Here is a 16,330-nt window from a genome sequence, read left to right on the forward strand (position 1 = left end):
ACGCCCCGAGTGCCGTTAGCCTCGACGCATGAGAGCTCTCGTCACCGGTGCCAGCGGATACATCGGGTCGCGGTTGGTGGCAGCGCTGCTGGCCGACGATGCCGACGTCGTCGTCGGCTCCCGAACGCCGGACAACCTGCGGACCTTCGACTTCTTCGACTCCGTCACCGCAGTCTCGCTCGACGTCACCGACGAACGGTCCTGTGCGGCCGCGTTCGCGGAATCCGGTGACATCGATGTCGCCTACTACCTCGTTCACGCCATCGGCGAGTCGGATTACCGCGCGCAGGACCGACGATCCGCCGAGCAGTTCGCAGCCGCGGCCGCCCGTGCGGGAGTACGCCGAATCGTCTACCTCGGCGGTTTCGTACCCGACGACGACCGTCTGTCGGAGCACCTCGCGAGCCGGGCGGACGTCGGCGAGGCGCTGACAGTGGACGGCGTCGAGCTGGTCTGGCTCAGAGCGGCCATCGTCCTCGGTGCCGGCTCGACGTCGTACGAGATGTTGCGTTACCTCGCGGACCGCTTGCCGGTGCTGCCGCTGCCGAGTTGGCTGGCCGAGCCCGTGCAGCCCATCGCCGTCGACGACGTGCTGCACTACCTGGTGGCGTCCGCCGACGCCGAGACGGTTCCGGCGGGCTCCTACGACATCGGTGGGCCGGATGTGGTGCCGTATCGAGATCTGGTGTTCGCGTACGTCGAGGCTGCCGGTCTCCAGCGCATCGGCGTTCCGGTGCCGCTGGTGCCGACCTCGCTCGCAGGAAAGGTGATCGGAAAGATCATTCCGGTTCCCGCCGGACTCGCCGAGGATCTCGTCGGATCACTGCACAACACGATGACGACGTCCGAGAGTCGGATTCGCAAGCTCGTTCCCGACCCTCCCCGAGGTCTCACCACGATCGCCGACGCCATGGCCCGTAGTGTGCGGGGAATGGTGGGTGACCCTCCCGGTGTGTGCGCCCTGAAGGATCCGCTTCGGTTGGCGAACACCGACGCGGCGTGGAGCGGCGGTGACGCCCTGGGGATCAGGCGTCGCGGTGTCGCGGCGTCGTCGGACCGCACGTGGGGGTTGATCGAAGCCCTCGGTGGGCGTCGACTGCTGTACTCGAAGCCCGTTGCGGCGGCGGTGCGGACCAATCTCGACTTGATGGCCGACGTGAATCGACGCGCGAGGTCGGTCGTGCGCCGACTGACCGATACCGAGGAGGCGTGATGGGAACGTGGTCCACGACCGCGCTCAACGTGATGAAGTCCGCTCTGGTCGACCCGGTCGAGCGCGATCACAAGGAGTCCGACGCAGCGTTCCGCAAGCGGCGAATCATCGTGCTGATCACACTGGTGATCGGTGCGACGGTGCTCTATTTCTCGCTCAAGGTCGAGCCGGGCGATCCGGCGTTCTACGCGCTGACCCTGGTGTTGGCGGCGGTGTGGACGATAGGTGGATTCCTCTCGGGCCCATTGCATCTCGGACGCATTCAGGTCGGGGGATCGATCAGGCGACCGATCGTCACACCCATCCTGATCGGCCTCGCCGTCGGTGGGGTGTTCATGCTCGGCGGACTCGTCGTTCGGCAGATACCGCCGCTCGCCGACTTCACCGAGAACGTACTGGCGCACGCTCGGGTGGGTTCGCTGGTGCTCATCGTGTTCATCGCGCTGCTCAACGGCGTCGCCGAGGAGATCTTCTTCCGAGGAGCGTTGTACGCGGCCATCGGCGTCAGGCATCCGGTCATCATCTCGACGGTCGTCTACGCGATCGCCACCCTCGCCTCGGGCAACCCGATGCTCGGCTTCGCCGCGGTACTTCTGGGGTACGTGATGGGACTGCAGCGGCGTGCGTCCGGCGGAATTCTGGCGCCGATCCTGACGCACGTCAGTTGGTCGGCGGTCATGGTTCTCGCCCTACCGCCGCTCTTCGTGTGACCTCTGCCGGACGATCGAAAAGAGGCACAAGCACCGATTCGACCAGCGATAACGGATCTGGCCGCTGATTCGTTCGGGATCTGGGCTACATTGCGCAGGTGAGTGAAAATCTCGATCGCGTCGATCGTTTGATCATCGACGAGCTTGTCTCCGACGGACGCGCCACTCTGGCGACGTTGGCGGAGAAGGCTTCGCTGTCCGTCTCGGCCGTTCAATCCAGAGTCAGGCGGCTGGAGTCCCGACGCGTGATCCGTGGGTACACGGCGCAGGTCGACCCGGAGGCCCTAGGCCGGCCGCTGTCGGCGTTCGTGGCCATCACTCCGATCGATCCCGCGCAACCGGACGATGCCCCCGCCAGGTTGAAGCATCTGTCGGCCATCGAGTCGTGCCACTCGGTTGCCGGTGAGGAAAGCTACGTCCTGCTGGTACGCGTCGAGTCGCCGAGGGCGCTCGAGCGTCTGCTGCAGGAGATCCGAGCAACCGCCAACGTGCGGACACGCAGCACGATCATTCTGCAGACCTTCTACGACCGCTGACCGCACGCCACACCCGGTCCGACGACATGGGCAGGTCGTACAGTCGGGCACCGACGGCGTCACGGATCGCGTTGGCCAGAGCCGGTGCCACGGGGTTGTACGGAGACTCGCTCATCGACTTGGCACCGAACGGACCCAGACGGTCGTAGGTGTCGGCGAACAGAACCTCGGTGCGGGGAATGTCCGCGAACTGCGGAACGTGATAGCTGCGAATCGAATCGGTGGTGACCAGACCGGCACCGTCTGTACGAATCTCCTCGTACAGTGCGCTCCCGATCGCCTGGGCGACGCCACCCTCGACCTGTCCACGGCACTGCTGCGGGTTCATCACGGTTCCTGCGTCCGCGCTCTGCACCGACTGCAGTATTTTCACGGTACCGGTGTCCTCGTGCACCGCCACCCGGAACGCGTGCACGTTGAACGCGAGCGAACGCGGCAGCCCACCACTGTTGCCCGCGGTCACGAGGGTGCCTCCTGCCATCGTCAGAACGTCGTCGAGGGTGACGAAGCGATCTCCGCAGCGCACCCCCTCCGGTCCGAGTGTGCAGTCCGAATTCCGGTGTCCGGTCGCGGCGGCGGCCAGCTCCAGGATCCGAGTCGACATCGCGCGAACCGCCGCGTACAGGGCCTTGCCCGCCACCACGGTGCCCGCCGAACCGAATGCGCCCGTGTCGTACGTGACCGAGTCGGTGTCGGATTGATCGACTCCGATGCGGTCGACGGACGTGCCCAGCTCACTCGCCGCGATCTGAGTGTGGACGGTGGTGGTGCCGTTGCCGAATTCTGCAGTCCCGACCCGTATCTCGTACCGACCCTCGGGCAGCAATGCCACCGAGGTCTCGGCGCGGTGACCGCGCGGCGGAATGGTCGCGATCATGGCCACCGCCATCCCTTCGCCGACCTTCCATCCCGCCTGTGCGTGCTCGCCGTTGCCGCGTCGCAGAGCGGCTTCGGCCAGATCGATGCACTGGTCGAGGCCGTAGCTGCCGAACTGCAGATCGTCCGCCTCGTGGTGGGCGGCGACGATGTCGTCGCCGGGGACGATCACGTTGCGCCTGCGGAACTCGAACGGATCGATGTCGATCTCTCGGGCGAGATCGTCCATCGCCGATTCGATCGCGAACATCACCTGCCCCAATCCGTAACCGCGGAAGGCTCCGGACGGAATGTTGTTGGTGTACACGGTTTTCGCGTCGACCCGCTTGTTGGCGCACCGGTAGATCGCCACCGACTCGCCGCAGCCGTGGAACATCACTCCGGCACTGTGGTTCCCGTAGGCACCGGCGTCGGTGAGGACGTCGATCGACAGGGCCGTCAGGATACCGTCGGCGCTCGCGGCGGCGGTGACGTCGACACGGAACGGGTGACGACACGGCGACACGGTGAACTCGTCCGTGCGCGTGAACTCGAACTGCACCGGTCTACCGGTACGCAGTACCGCCAGCGCCACCACGTCCTCGGTGAGCAACTCCTGCTTGCCGCCGAATCCGCCGCCGACGCGCGCGGTGAACACGCGGACGCGATCGCGTGCCAAGCCGAAGATCTCGCAGATCTCGTCTCGCACCAGAAACGGAACCTGAGTGCTGGTGCGCAGATTCAGCTTTCCGGTCTCGTCCAACCAGCCGATGGTGCCGTGGGTTTCCAGGTGCACGTGCTGAATCCGCTGAGTGGTCCAGCGGCCGGTGACCACCGCAGCTGCGTCGCGAACGCCTGCGTCGACGTCCCCGGTACTGCCGTGCAGCTCGGCCACCAGATTGCGCGACGGATCCGCGATCCGAGCCGTCGCGTCCTTGTCGCCGTGGATCTTCGGCGCATCGTGGGCGAGCGCGGACTCCGGATCGAACACTGCGGGCAGCACGTCGTACTCGACGACGAGAGCGCGGCACCCTTCCTCGGCTGCCGCGACCGATTCTGCTACCACGATCGCCACTCGCTGGCCGATGAAGCGCACGACGGTATCGAGAACGTGGGTGTCGTCCGGATCGTCGACGCGGCGGTCGTGCCGGGCCGTCGAGAACGCGGTTCTCGGACTGTCTTTCGCAGTCAGGATCAACTGGACGCCCGGCACCTGCTCGGCCGCGCTGGTATCGATGGACACGATCCGGGCATGTGCATGTGGACTTCCGAGAACACTGGCGTGCAGCAATCCGGGAGGGGTGTGGTCGAGTGTGTACGGCTCGGTTCCGGTGACGATGCGGGTACTTGCCGGTGCCGCGAGCGACCGTCCACACGCCGGACCGTCGACGGACTTCTCGGTGTTGACCACTCCGCAGACGGCGTCGGACACGGCGCGATACCCGGTGCAGCGACACAGGTTTCCCTTCAGCCGTTCGGGAAGCTCGTCCAGATCGCCCTCGGTCAGCGTCGAGGCCGTGACGATCATTCCCGCAGTGCAGAACCCACACTGGAATCCGGCGGCTTCGACGAACCGGCTCTGCATCGGATGGAGATCGTCCGGTGTACCGAGCCCCGCAACGGTGGTGACGGACCGGTTCGCTGCACGGAACGCGGGGAAGATGCACGAATGCACCGGTTCACCGTCGACGAGAACCGAACATGCGCCGCAGTCGCCCGCGTCGCACCCCTTCTTCACCTCGAAGTGGTCGTGTTCACGGAGCATGGTGCGCAGACACTGACCTGGCCGTGGAGTGACATCGGTCGGCACACCGTTGATGTCTACGATCATGACAACTCCTCGCGAATCTGCTGCGCTGCAGTGCAACTGATGTGACGCCGCCAGTCCGGGGCCCCGTGGGGGTCGTCGTACCAGTGCTGGGGACCGATGGTGGCGGCGAGCGCGTCGTCGAGTTCGCCCGCCGTCGGCAGGGCCGGGAAGCGCAGAACGAACGGACGGACGGTCGACGCGCTGACGGTCAGAACGAACTCGCCGCCCTCGTCGACCCGCCCGATCACCACGGCCGCCGATCGGCCGAGCGGTGACAGCGCGAGCTTGCGCATCGCCGTTCGCGACTGGAGAGCGTGCAGTGGAACATCGATACTGCGCAGCACGTCTCCCGGTCGGAGGGCATTGGCGTGCGGGCCCGTGACCAGGTCTGCGATCGCGATGCGATAGTCGTGATCGGGGCCATCGCCCGACCACACCTGCCCGACGCCGTCGAGGGCTGCGGTCAACGAGATCATCGCTCCGGCAGGAAGAGCCAGCGCGATGTTGCCGCCGACGGTGGCGGTCTTCCAGATCTTGAACGAGGCCAACAATGCTGCTGCGCAGCGGGGAAACAGCGCGGTGGCCGGCCACGGAGAGGTGTAGCGTGCCAGCGTCTCGATGGTGCACGTCGCGGCGATCGAGAGCCCGGTCTCGGTGACTGTCAACGGCTCCCAGCCCAAGGCGGTGATGTCGACGAGGGTGGCCAGATGGTCCTGCTTCTCCGAGAACAGCCAGGTACCTCCCGCGAGGACCGCAGTGTCCACACGTCCTGGCGGAAGGTCCGCGCGGGAGCCGGGAAGCACGATGTCGTCGACAGTACCGAGATCCATGGTCGTCGTTCACCCCTCGTCCTCGCCGGCGGATCCGCCACGCCGGCAGATCCACCAGCCGATGTGTTCTCTCGAACTGTAGTGAGTATCTGTTACCGATCTTCGGTCGTTCGGCGATACGCCCGAAACCCGGTGGAAACAACCCACACATACTGTTTCTTCCTACGCGCTCGGCTGTTTCGGGCACGCTCAGCGAGGGCCGGGGGAGGAACTGCAGTGCAGGTCAAGGACTTGCTGGACGCCGCGCAGCTCGGCATTCGATTGCTCACCTCCGATACCGACGCACTGGGTCGGACGTTGCGATGGACGTACACGACGGATCTGCCCGACCCGTCGCGCTACATCGCGGGTGGCGAGCTGGTCATCACCGGTCTCGTATGGCATCGAACGCCCGCGGACAGTGAGATGTTCGTCCGGGCCGTCACACAATCGGGAGCGTCGGCACTGGCCGCCGGGGAAGGGCTTCTCGGCCACGTCCCACCCGATCTGATCGACGCCTGCGAGCGGCACGGTCTACCGCTGCTCGCAATACCCGAGGCCGTGTCGTTCGGGGAGGTGACCGAGTTCCTCGTCGGCCGTGTCACCGGAGACCGCATAGCCATGCTGAACACCTCGCTCGTCCGGCAACGTCAGCTGCTCACGGCGATCGCGGACGGCAGAGCGCTCGACGAGTTGGCGTTGCACACCTCCAGGGAGACCGGGATGGCGTGTCTGATCTTCACCGCGACCGGACGTCGGCTGGTCGCCGAGGTCTCGGCGTTCTCCGATGCCGACGTGGACACGCTGACGCACGCCGCGCTGTCCTCCGAAAGGCTCCCCACGACAACCACTCTCGGTGACGGCGATGTGTACAGCATCTTCGGCATCGGACCGTCGCTCGTGCAGCGGACCACGCGATGGTTCCTCGCAGTGGCCGGAGACATGGCGACGTTCCCACCCGCCATCTCCGATGCGTTCGGTCAGCTCGCGGCGATCGCCGCGCTCGATCGTGCTCGACGCGAGGAGGGACGGCTGGTCCGTCGTGAAATCGCTGACCAGGCAGTGGCGTTGATCGAAACCGACAGCACCAGACCCGAAGCCATGACGCGGCTGCGCCAGGCAGGAGTCGACCCGGACCGCTCGCTGGTCGTCGTCAGGGTCGTCCACAGCGGACGGATCGACCTGCGCGAGATGCTGCGTACGGTTCTCAGTGACACCCTGACCTCCTTCGGCGGCGGGTGCGTCGGATGCAGCACGCACGGCGACATCGTCGCCGTCGTGAACACCGACGATCCGAGCTTCACGCACACACTGCGAACCCGATTGAGCCGCTTGGGCTCCGGCATCGGACACAGCCGTCTGCTGGTGGGCGTCAGTTCCGAAGCGACCGGGATCACCATCGACGGCGCGCTGCGATCGGCCCGCCACGCACTGGAAATGAGCAGGCAAGGGTCGAGCCCGGTGACCATCACCGCGGGTGCGCAACCGACATCGGCGGTGACGATGCTCTCGGCTCTGCCCGACGACGTGCGTCGGTCGTTCGTCGAACACGTTCTGGCGCCGCTGCTCGACTACGACCGGCGAACCGATGCCGGTCTGACCGATACCCTCCGCGAGTTCCTGGCCACCGGCGGATCGTGGAACCGAACGGCCGAATCGTTGCACGTACACCTGAACACCGTGCGGTACCGAATCAAGCGAGTCGAGGAGTTGCTGGGCCGCGATATGAGTTCCACCTCGGATCGGCTCGATGTCTATCTCGCGCTTCAATCCATCCCTCGTTCGTCGGCTACCGGGGCCGCATAGGATCGAACGATGACTGGCTTCACCGGAATACCCTTCGCGGCCCTGGACTTCTACGAGGACCTCGAAGCCGACAACAGCAAGCTCTGGTGGAACGAGCACAAGGATGTCTACGACAACGCGGTCAAGGGTCCGATGACGGCGTTGCTCGCGACACTCGAATCGGAGTTCGGTACCGCCAAGGTCTTCCGCCCCTACCGCGACGTTCGCTTCTCCAAGGACAAGACCCCGTACAAGACCCACCAGGGCGGCTTCGTCGCTCGCGGTGACAGTCTCGGCTTCTACGTGCAGATAGATCCCGCCGGATTGTTCGTTGCAGGCGGCTTCTACAACTCCTCGTCCGAGGGCGTTGCCCGCTACCGCCGCACCGTCGACGACGACGTCCGCGGAGCCGAACTCGAGCGGATACTGGCGACGCTGACCAAGGCCGGCTACGAGATCGGCGGCGACAAGCTCAAGACCAAGCCGCGGGGATACGAGCTCGACCACCCGCGCATCGACCTTTTACGCCACAAGTCACTCACCGCGGGCAAGCATTTCGGCTCACCCGCGTGGCTCGAGACACCCAAGGCCGCGACGAAGGTGCGCGATGCCTGGCGAGCTCTCACCCCGTTGGTGGAATGGACCGCGGCGCTGCACACATGAGCGCGGCACCCTATCCGACGACAGAGTATGTCCGCCAGGCACTTCCGGCGTCCGGGGCATCCTCGCGTTCGACGGTTGCCTGAATCAGACCGTAGGGCCGATCGTCCGCATTGAACACCTCGAGATTGTTCTCGATGCCGAACTTGCCCAGGTCGTAGACGAAGTGATGCTTGTTCGGTGCGGACATGGTGATCTCGGCGATGAACGGATACTTCTCCAGCACCGCCTCGCCCATGGCGTAGAGGGTCTGCTGGAGGGCCAGTGACTGCAAATTGGCGAACCGTTCGATCATCGCCGCCTTCACGCCCGCGTAGACGGCATCCCACTCGACGTCGGTGGTGGTGTATCGCCACTGCGCTGTCAACGATGTCGCCATCACCCGGTCGGTCGTGGGCTCGAGAATCGTCAGGTCGTCCTCGAGGAATCCGTGGAACTCCGAACCTGTCGACTTGAGGATCACCATCTCCTTGAAGCCGCTGATCACCCACGTCTGCTGCGCGTCACCCTTGCCCTCGACGGTCACCGCCGACGTACGGATCTCCTCGCCCTTGCGGGTCCAGGTGTGATCGTGCTCGACGCCGTCGATCACCGCGCGGGCCCACGCGTACTCCTCGAGTTCGATGCGCGCACCCTCCACCGGCTCCACGTCGTCGACGAAGTGGCGGGCCAGATCGAGGCCGTAACTCTCCAGGTGGAGCAATCCCTTGGTCTTCGCGTATGCGTACGCGGTCTGCTTCTGGGTGTCGGTGGGAAGCACATTGGATTGATCGCCCACCAGATGCGCGGGAGAGAAATCGCCACGCAGAGCGCTCGAGACGTTGATGTCGTGGATCTCGTGCCGAGGCGAGTCCCGATAGATCCGCACTACGCGGTTCTCGGCCTTGCCGTACTGATTGGATCCGAGGACGATCTTTCCGGTCAGGTCGGTCATGTCAGCTCCCGCGATAGGTCGAATAAGCGAAGGGGGACAACAGCAATGGGACGTGGTAGTGGGCGTCGGGATCGGTGACGGTGAACGAGATGGACACCTCGGGATAGAAGCTCGGTGTTCTCGTCGCCTCGAAGTAGTCGCCGGTGTCGAACGACAGGCGGTACACGCCCGGATCGATCGGACCGGGCACGACCTCGCCGATGCGGCCGTCGCCATCGGTGGTGGCCGTGGAGATCTCGCCTTCCTCGGGGTGGAACAACCGCACCCTCATCCCTACCGCAGGTGTCCCCGACGTCGCGTCGAGGACGTGCGTCGACAATCCCGTCACTGCTCGGGACCCAGCATGCGGCCGAGGCGAATTCGATTGATCTTGGCCAGTTCCACGCGCAGCACCCGTCTTTCGGTTTCGGCATCGTTGTCGAGCCTCTCCTCGAGGATAGCGAGCAATTCCTCCGCGGATCTGCCGGTGGCGCACACCAGGTAGACGTGACCGAACTTCTCCTCGTAGGAACGATTTCCCGCCGCCAACTTGTCGAGCACCTCGGTGCCCGCGCTCGTCACCGCGGCCTGCTCACGTTTCGACGACGGGTTGTCGGCCTTGCCTCCGATCCGAGGATGACCGTCGAGCGCATGGTCGATCTCTGCCTCGGGTAGTTCGGCCAACACCCGATCTGCTCTGTCCAACAGCATGTCTCGGCTGTCGAAGGGGCGACCGTGGGCGACTCGACGGGCCCAGATCGACGACGCGCAGCACTCGTAGAGCGCATGCATCGCCTGCCTGTCACTGAGCCGATTGAACCCGTCGAGCCCTATCCATTCGTGTAGCAACTCGCGCTCTCTATCTGAAATCGTTGATGCGACCGAACCGCGCGGCCGCGATCGGGTTGGCATCGGCCACGAGATCGTCGAACCGGTAGTTTGCGATCTTGGCAATCTCGATCATCGCGAACGACCGCTCGGCCGACGGTGCGTTCTCGACGCGAGACCAGCCGTTGGCCAGGACTCGATCGTAGCGTTCGGTCTCCCGCGCGCAGATCACCAGCGGGAAGCCGAAGTGTTCCCTGTACTCGGCGGCGAGTTGGACGATGTTGTTGTGTTCGTCCTCCTCGAGGTTGGACAGGCCGACGTGATCGGCCGCGTTGAGGGTGCCGGTGGCGTCCTCGCTGCCGAGATCGGGGTAGCTGTTGATCAGCTCGATCTGTTCCTCGGTGGTGCCGGCCAACAGTGCCTCCTGGAAGGCCTCGCGCAGACCGTGCGCATCGGCGAAAGGGCGCTGCTGGTAGGCGCGTTCGACCACCCACGGAGTGCCCTGCACCAGGCCGCCGAACGTGGCGGCGAAGTCCTCGGCGGACATCTCGTTGACCTTGTCGAGGGTGATGCCCTTACCCGGACCGCCCGCGACCGCCTGGCCGCGGTTGCCGATGTGGAAGAACAACACGTTGAGCACGATCGCGGACACCGCGCCGAGAACGATGCCGCTGCCGAACAACATCTCGAGCCAATCCGGCACGCCCTCGGAGACCGACGGTTGAATGGTCACCAGCATCGCCAGTCCGAGACTGGTGGCCACGATGATCAGGTTGCGATGATCGGTGAAGTCCACCTTCGACAGCGTCTGGATTCCGACCACGGCGACGGTCGCGAACAGCGCCAGCGCGGCACCACCGAGTACCGGTGGCGGGATGGACGCGACGACCGCCGCGGTCTTGGGCAGCAGGCCGAGCAGGATCATGATGCCGCCGGCCGCGGCGACGACCCACCGACTGCGCACACCGGTCAGGCGCACCAGACCCACATTCTCCGAGAACGCCGTATACGGGAACGAGTTGAACGTACCGCCGATGACGGTGGCCACTCCGTCCGCCCGCAGAGTCGCTGCGATGTCGTCCTTCTTGATGCGCTTGCCGACGATCTCACCCGTCGCATACACACTGCCGGTGGTTTCGACAGCGATGATGAGCATGACGACGATCATCGAAATGATCGCGATGACACTGAATTTGGGTACACCGAACAGGAAGGGTTGGGTGAAGCCGACCCACGATGCATCCGAGTGCCGTCGAAGTTCATGTCTCCCAGCACGAATGCCACAGCGCTTCCGATCACGAGGCCGAGCAGCACGGCGATGGTGGCCATGAAGCCCTTGAAGAAACGTTGGATCAGCACGATGATCAGCAGCGTGCCGATCGCGTACGCCATCCACCGGCCGTTCGTCGGATCCTGCTCGTGCGTAGCGGGATTGGTCACCGCATCGTTGACGGCCACCGGGAGCAGCGCGACACCGATGATCGTGATGACGGTACCGGTCACCACCGGCGGGAAGAACCGCAGCAGCTTGCTGAAGTACGGAGCCATGAAGAAGGTGACGAGTCCGGCGACGATGACGGCACCGTAGACGTACAGCAACCCCTCGGTGCCGCCGCCGTTCGCCATCGCGATCGCGATCACCGGAGAGACACCGGCGAACGTCACACCCTGCAGCAGCGGGAGTCGAACGCCGACCTTCCAGAATCCGACCGATTGAATGATCGATGCGATGCCGCAGGTGAACAGATCCGCATTGATCAGGTGGATCAACTGTTCGTTGGTCAGTCCGATCGCGCTGCCGATGATGATCGGTACCAGGACAGCGCCTGCGTAGAACGCGACGACATGTTGGAACCCGTAGGCGGCAAGTTTCGGAACGGGAAGCACTTCGTCGACAGGATGGACACGTTTGCGTGTGGTGGGCTTGACGGACATGGGTGGGCACCTCGCGGAAGCAACAGGGCAGGATTCCTGCGACGCTGCAGGAGAAGTGCACTAAGAATCAGCCATCACGCCTATCCTCGCTAGTCGAGCGCGCACAAACTTCGGGGCGTACTCGACGTGGACGTTGTGCGAACATCCAAGATTCCACCCAACGGAGAAGGGAGCGATCGTGTCGGACCTGGCCGTCGGAGTGCTACTGGCCGCCGGTGCCGGAACGCGATACGGATCGCCCAAGGTTCTCGCCCACGACGGGCTGTGGTTGCGGACGGCGGTGCGGGCGCTGCGCGACGGTGGCTGTGATCGCGTGGTCGTGGTTCTCGGCGCAGCAGATGCGCCCATGCCCGACGGCGTGATCGCGGTGCACACGCCCCATTGGAACCAGGGCATGAGCGCCTCCTTCACCGCCGGTTTGGCGGCGACGGCGGACGCGGAGTACGCGGTTGTGCACGTGGTCGACACCCCGGACGTCGGAGCCGAGGTGGTTCGGGCAGTACTCGGCGCAGCGCGGGAAACCGGTCTCGCCAGGGCCGTGTTCGACGGCCGTCCCGGCCATCCTGTCGTTCTGGCGCGTCGACACGTGGACGCAGCCGTGGCATCGGCATCGGGAGACTCAGGTGCCCGAGACTTCCTGCGGGGAAGAGACGACGTCGTTGCCGTCGAATGTTCGCACTGGGCAACGGGAATCGATCACGACTATCGGTGAGCGCCCGGTCGGAGGATTCGAGCGGCAACGGCGTCGATCATGCCGTCGAACTGATGACCACCGGTCGGGAACTCGACCACCGTCGCCGACGGAAGAGCCTTCGAGTTCAGCGCCAGGTGAGAAATGGGAACCACATCGTCGTCCCGGCAGTGGAGGAGTGTCAGGTCGGTCTCGGGCTCCGGGGTGGTGAACGCGTAGTCGGCGACGTCCCACCCACGCGGCGTCCAGTCCGGCATTGCCAACAGAGTGGCTCGCAGGGGTCGCTCCCGGCGATGTTCTGCCAAGACCCTGACGAGGATCGATGCGCCGAAAGAATGCGCAATCACCGCATCGTCGGGTCCGAGCCGGTCCAGGTGCTGCCGAACCGGTTCGGCCCAGTCCTCGAAACCCATGGCGGTGTCGGGCAGTTCCGGCATCCGAAGGTCGAGGCGCAGAGCCTGCGCAAGCCCGTTGGCCAGAGGTGCGTCGTCGACGAATCCGCCGGCACCGTGAACGAACAGAAGTCTGCCGACCATGCTGTGGTCCTTTCCTCGGCGATGTTGTCATCGGAGATGACCGAACTGCGACCGTGAATTCACCGGTTGACTCGGATTCGGGGTCCATGCGAGCATCGGCGACAGCGTCGCGTATCGATGACGGACTGCGTCAGGCATGGAGGCGTCGTACTGCCCAGGAGCAGCGCATGTCCATTTCGTTCGATCACACCATCATCGTGGCGAAGAACAGTTCCGACTCTGCGGCGTTCTTTCGCACGCTGTTCGGTCTGCCGGAGGCACCGTCGTGGGGGCCGTTCGTCAACGTGCAACTCACCGACGGCACGCTCGTTCAATTCGCCGAGCCTCCCTTCGACGATATTCAGTTCCAGCACTACGCCTTTCGAGTCAGCGACGATCTGTTCGATGCGGCCTACGCCAGGCTTGTCGACCAGGGCGTCGAGCACTGGGCCGATCCTCGGATGACCGAATCCGGCACCGTCAACACCGGGCACGGTGGCCGCGGAGTGTATTTCCGCGACCCGACCGGTCACTTCTTCGAGATGCTGACGCACTCGTACCTGCCGACGCCGGGTGAGCCGGTACCGTAGCCACCGTGGCCGAGCACCAGCATGTTTCGATGACGAGATCTGCCTACGACACCGTCGCCGAAAGCTACGCCGACCTCGTCCGCGACGAGCTCGACGGCCGACATCTCGAGCACGGATTGTTGGCGACATTCGCGGCCCGGGTACCGAGCGGGTCCGTTCTGGAGGTGGGCTGCGGATCCGGCCGCATCACCGCGGAGCTGCACCGCCTCGGCCTCGACGTAGCGGGAATGGATCTGTCGCCCAACATGATCGAGGTCGCTCGGCGCGAACATCCGCACCTGCGATTCGGTGTCGGATCCATGGAGGCGTTGGACGCGGGGGACAGCTCCGTCGCCGGGATCGTTGCCTGGTACTCGATCATCCACACCCCTCCGGCGCACCTGCCTGCCGTGTTCGCCGAACTGCATCGAGTGCTCATGCCCAACGGTCCACTGCTCTTGGCATTTCAGTCCGGCGACCAGCGAGTGCGGCTCGAACACGTCTACGGGCACTCGGTCTCCTACGACGCCTATCGACTCGACCCCGACGCAGTCGCGGGCATGCTCGTCGACGCGGACTTCGAGGTGGACGTGCGCGTGCATCGAGCCCCGATGGGGCACGAACCCACGCCTCAGGCGTATCTGTTGGCCCGCACACGAGCGACGCGGTCGTGATTTTCGGACCGGATGCTGCGCTGCCACATCGCCCTGCGCGAATCGTCGTCGCGGGAACATCCGGTTCCGGCAAGACCACGCTTGCCGCGCGCCTCGGGTGCCTGCTCGGCATCGAACACATCGAGATCGACAGCCTGTTCCACGGACCGAACTGGACACCGCGTCCGACCTTCGAGCACGACGTCGACGAGTTCGTTGCACGTTCTTCGTGGGTCACCGAATGGCAGTACAGCATTGTTCGAGACCGTCTCGCCGACCGAGCCGAGCTGTTCCTGTGGCTCGACCTACCCCGTCGAACAGTTATGCGGCAGGTGACAATTCGGACGCTACGCCGCAGGTTCGGTAGGCGTGAGCTGTGGAACGGGAACATCGAGCCGCCACTGCACCGCATCTTCCTCGACCGTGAACACATCATTCGATGGGCGTGGAACACCGATCGGTCGACCACCGAGCGGGTGCGGCAACTGAGTGCGCGCCGCCCAGAGCTGACGATTGTCCGCTTCCGGTCGCATCGGGACGTGGACGCGTGGATTGCGAGCCAACTGATTCCTCTCGCGCGTCACTGAGCGGCAGGTGCGGTCAGCAGCCCAATTGTGTTGCCAGAGACTCGATCGAGTCGACGCTGTGGGTCCAGTCCGACTCCGCGGCGAGGTCGGCGGTCTGGCTCGGCCCGTGTTCGAGTGGACGGGCGACGAAGGCCGTAGCGAACCCACAGTCGGCTGCTGCCACGAGATCACTGTTGTGGGCAGCGACCATCATGCATTCGCTCGGCTCCAGACCCAGAATGTCCGCGGTGCGGAGATACGCGTCGGGCATGGGCTTGTACGCCTGGACCGGTTCTGCACCGAGGATCGCGTCCCACGGCAGCCCAGCGTTCTTGGCCATGTCGAGAAGCAACGAGATATTGCCGTTGGAGAGTGGGGCGATGATGAAATCGGTCCGCAGTCTCGTGAGACCGGGCACCGAGTCCGGCCACGGATCCAATCGGTGCCACACGTTGTTCAAGGATGCGACGTCGGCGTCGTCGAGCTGAACGTCGAACTCCGACAGTACGACTCGAAGAGACTCGAGATGAAGTACGTCGAGCCGGGTGAACGGTCGACTACCCGACCTGACCTGTTCCATCGCCGGTTGATACAGGCTGCGCCAGCGGTCGGCGAATGCATGACTGTCCACGTCGGAACCACACAGAGATTCGACCTCACGGGCCACACTGGTGCGCCAATCGACCACCGTGCCGAACACATCGAACAGAAGCGCCTTCAACGATTCCTCTTCTTCTTCCTTTTCTCGTTCTTGGAATGGCCACCTGCCGACAGCACCGCACCCGCCAACGGAATGAGAAGGAAGAAGAGCCAGTTCTGATCGAAGTCGGTGAGGAAGAACAATGCCAGGGAACCGAATATCACCACCGGCATCACCACTGCGCGCCAGTCGATACCGGTTCCGGCCGTTGCGGGAACGGGCGACGCCCCGGTCCGAGCAGGTGCCTGGGCCGTATCCGGCGTCGCGGGGAGATCGACGAATACTGTGTCGAGCTCCCCCCGCGTCGTGGCCGAAGCGATAGTGGCACTGCGCTCGTCGAACTCGGGAACCGTGAGGCGACCCTCGCTGAAGTGCAGGCTCAGCGCGTCGAGCGCCTTTTCCCGATCAGCTGTACCGATACGAATTTCCGGAAGCTCGGACATTGCTACAGGGTAACGCTATCCAAGGCCCGGGTTCGAGCCAAAATTCGCATCGCTACCGATATGTCGTTATTTGATCTCTGCGAGGACGGTGCCTTGGGTGATGGCGTCGCCTGCGGTGACGGTCAGGCCGGTGATGGTC

17 protein-coding genes and 1 pseudogene are annotated in these 16,330 nt (G+C 64.7%); 9 read left to right on the forward strand and 9 right to left on the reverse strand.

Annotation, left to right across the window (positions count from 1 at the left end; all coding sequences use genetic code 11):
* Positions 1–28 precede the first annotated feature (28 nt).
* From CH273_RS24330 to CH273_RS24340, 3 genes are all read left to right on the forward strand, one after another.
* Positions 29–1,213 (forward strand): NAD(P)H-binding protein, encoded by a 1,185-nt coding sequence (locus tag CH273_RS24330; protein ID WP_032397435.1) that lies wholly within the window; start codon positions 29–31, stop codon positions 1,211–1,213.
* On the forward strand, positions 1,213–1,923 hold the full coding sequence (locus tag CH273_RS24335) for a CPBP family intramembrane glutamic endopeptidase (protein ID WP_032397434.1): 711 nt from the start codon (positions 1,213–1,215) through the stop codon (positions 1,921–1,923). Before CH273_RS24330 ends, CH273_RS24335 begins: the two co-directional genes overlap by 1 nt.
* Before the next feature lie 98 nt (positions 1,924–2,021).
* Positions 2,022–2,459, forward strand: coding sequence for an Lrp/AsnC family transcriptional regulator (locus CH273_RS24340; RefSeq protein ID WP_032397433.1), 438 nt, complete (start codon positions 2,022–2,024; stop codon positions 2,457–2,459).
* On the opposite strand, the gene CH273_RS24345 is transcribed toward CH273_RS24340, so the two are convergent.
* Positions 2,431–5,145 (reverse strand): molybdopterin-dependent oxidoreductase, encoded by a 2,715-nt coding sequence (locus CH273_RS24345; protein WP_032397432.1) that lies wholly within the window; start codon positions 5,143–5,145, stop codon positions 2,431–2,433. The genes CH273_RS24340 and CH273_RS24345 overlap by 29 nt on opposite strands.
* Positions 5,142–5,954: an FAD binding domain-containing protein gene (locus CH273_RS24350; protein WP_032397431.1), complete on the reverse strand. Its 813-nt coding sequence runs from the start codon at positions 5,952–5,954 to the stop codon at positions 5,142–5,144. Before CH273_RS24350 ends, CH273_RS24345 begins: the two co-directional genes overlap by 4 nt.
* Positions 5,955–6,170: 216 nt before the next feature.
* Between CH273_RS24350 and CH273_RS24355 the strand changes: the two genes are divergently transcribed.
* Both CH273_RS24355 and CH273_RS24360 read left to right on the forward strand, forming a co-directional pair.
* Entirely contained in the window at positions 6,171–7,739 is a 1,569-nt protein-coding gene (locus tag CH273_RS24355; RefSeq protein ID WP_032397430.1) for a PucR family transcriptional regulator, read from the forward strand.
* A gap of 9 nt (positions 7,740–7,748) precedes the next feature.
* Positions 7,749–8,381 (forward strand): DUF2461 domain-containing protein, encoded by a 633-nt coding sequence (locus CH273_RS24360; RefSeq protein ID WP_032397429.1) that lies wholly within the window; start codon positions 7,749–7,751, stop codon positions 8,379–8,381.
* Positions 8,382–8,391: 10 nt separating this feature from the next.
* On the opposite strand, the gene pucL is transcribed toward CH273_RS24360, so the two are convergent.
* The 4 genes and pseudogenes from pucL to uraD (CH273_RS24380) all read right to left on the reverse strand — a co-directional run bounded on the left by pucL (position 8,392) and on the right by uraD (CH273_RS24380) (position 12,054).
* A complete protein-coding gene (gene pucL, locus CH273_RS24365; protein ID WP_032397428.1) occupies positions 8,392–9,312 on the reverse strand; it encodes a factor-independent urate hydroxylase in 921 nt (306 codons plus the stop codon).
* A gap of 1 nt (position 9,313) precedes the next feature.
* Entirely contained in the window at positions 9,314–9,640 is a 327-nt protein-coding gene (gene uraH / locus CH273_RS24370) for a hydroxyisourate hydrolase (RefSeq protein ID WP_032397427.1), read from the reverse strand.
* Positions 9,637–10,140 carry a 2-oxo-4-hydroxy-4-carboxy-5-ureidoimidazoline decarboxylase gene (uraD, locus tag CH273_RS24375; RefSeq protein ID WP_032397426.1) on the reverse strand — a complete coding sequence of 168 codons (504 nt, stop codon included), beginning with the start codon at positions 10,138–10,140 and terminating at the stop codon, positions 9,637–9,639. The genes uraH and uraD (CH273_RS24375) overlap by 4 nt, the downstream gene beginning before the upstream one ends.
* Before the next feature lie 10 nt (positions 10,141–10,150).
* Positions 10,151–12,054, reverse strand: a pseudogene (gene uraD, locus CH273_RS24380) (2-oxo-4-hydroxy-4-carboxy-5-ureidoimidazoline decarboxylase).
* Positions 12,055–12,229: 175 nt separating this feature from the next.
* On the opposite strand from uraD (CH273_RS24380), the gene CH273_RS24385 reads away from it, so the two are divergent.
* Positions 12,230–12,766 (forward strand): nucleotidyltransferase family protein, encoded by a 537-nt coding sequence (locus tag CH273_RS24385; protein WP_032398202.1) that lies wholly within the window; start codon positions 12,230–12,232, stop codon positions 12,764–12,766.
* Here the strand turns inward: CH273_RS24385 and CH273_RS24390 are convergent.
* Complete coding sequence (locus CH273_RS24390; RefSeq protein ID WP_032397425.1) at positions 12,757–13,281, reverse strand: alpha/beta fold hydrolase; 525 nt, start codon at positions 13,279–13,281, stop codon at positions 12,757–12,759. The two genes, CH273_RS24385 and CH273_RS24390, sit on opposite strands and share 10 nt — an antisense overlap.
* A gap of 167 nt (positions 13,282–13,448) precedes the next feature.
* On the opposite strand from CH273_RS24390, the gene CH273_RS24395 reads away from it, so the two are divergent.
* The 3 genes from CH273_RS24395 to CH273_RS24405 are packed head-to-tail and all read left to right on the forward strand — an operon-like array spanning position 13,449 to position 15,069.
* Positions 13,449–13,850, forward strand: a complete 402-nt coding sequence (locus CH273_RS24395; protein ID WP_032397424.1) for a VOC family protein — start codon at positions 13,449–13,451, stop codon at positions 13,848–13,850.
* 29 nt (positions 13,851–13,879) lie between these two features.
* Positions 13,880–14,503, forward strand: a complete 624-nt coding sequence (locus CH273_RS24400; protein ID WP_032398201.1) for a class I SAM-dependent DNA methyltransferase — start codon at positions 13,880–13,882, stop codon at positions 14,501–14,503.
* Positions 14,500–15,069 (forward strand): P-loop NTPase family protein, encoded by a 570-nt coding sequence (locus tag CH273_RS24405; protein WP_371828387.1) that lies wholly within the window; start codon positions 14,500–14,502, stop codon positions 15,067–15,069. Before CH273_RS24400 ends, CH273_RS24405 begins: the two co-directional genes overlap by 4 nt.
* A 13-nt stretch (positions 15,070–15,082) precedes the next feature.
* Here the strand turns inward: CH273_RS24405 and CH273_RS24410 are convergent, their stop codons facing one another.
* Positions 15,083–15,769 (reverse strand): haloacid dehalogenase type II, encoded by a 687-nt coding sequence (locus CH273_RS24410; RefSeq protein WP_032397423.1) that lies wholly within the window; start codon positions 15,767–15,769, stop codon positions 15,083–15,085.
* Positions 15,766–16,191 carry a DUF1707 SHOCT-like domain-containing protein gene (locus CH273_RS24415; RefSeq protein ID WP_032397422.1) on the reverse strand — a complete coding sequence of 142 codons (426 nt, stop codon included), beginning with the start codon at positions 16,189–16,191 and terminating at the stop codon, positions 15,766–15,768. Before CH273_RS24415 ends, CH273_RS24410 begins: the two co-directional genes overlap by 4 nt.
* Positions 16,192–16,330: the final 139 nt, after the last annotated feature.

Origin of the sequence: Rhodococcus sp. 05-339-2 (assembly GCF_002258965.1) — a bacterium.
In the GTDB taxonomy this organism is placed as follows: domain Bacteria; phylum Actinomycetota; class Actinomycetes; order Mycobacteriales; family Mycobacteriaceae; genus Rhodococcoides.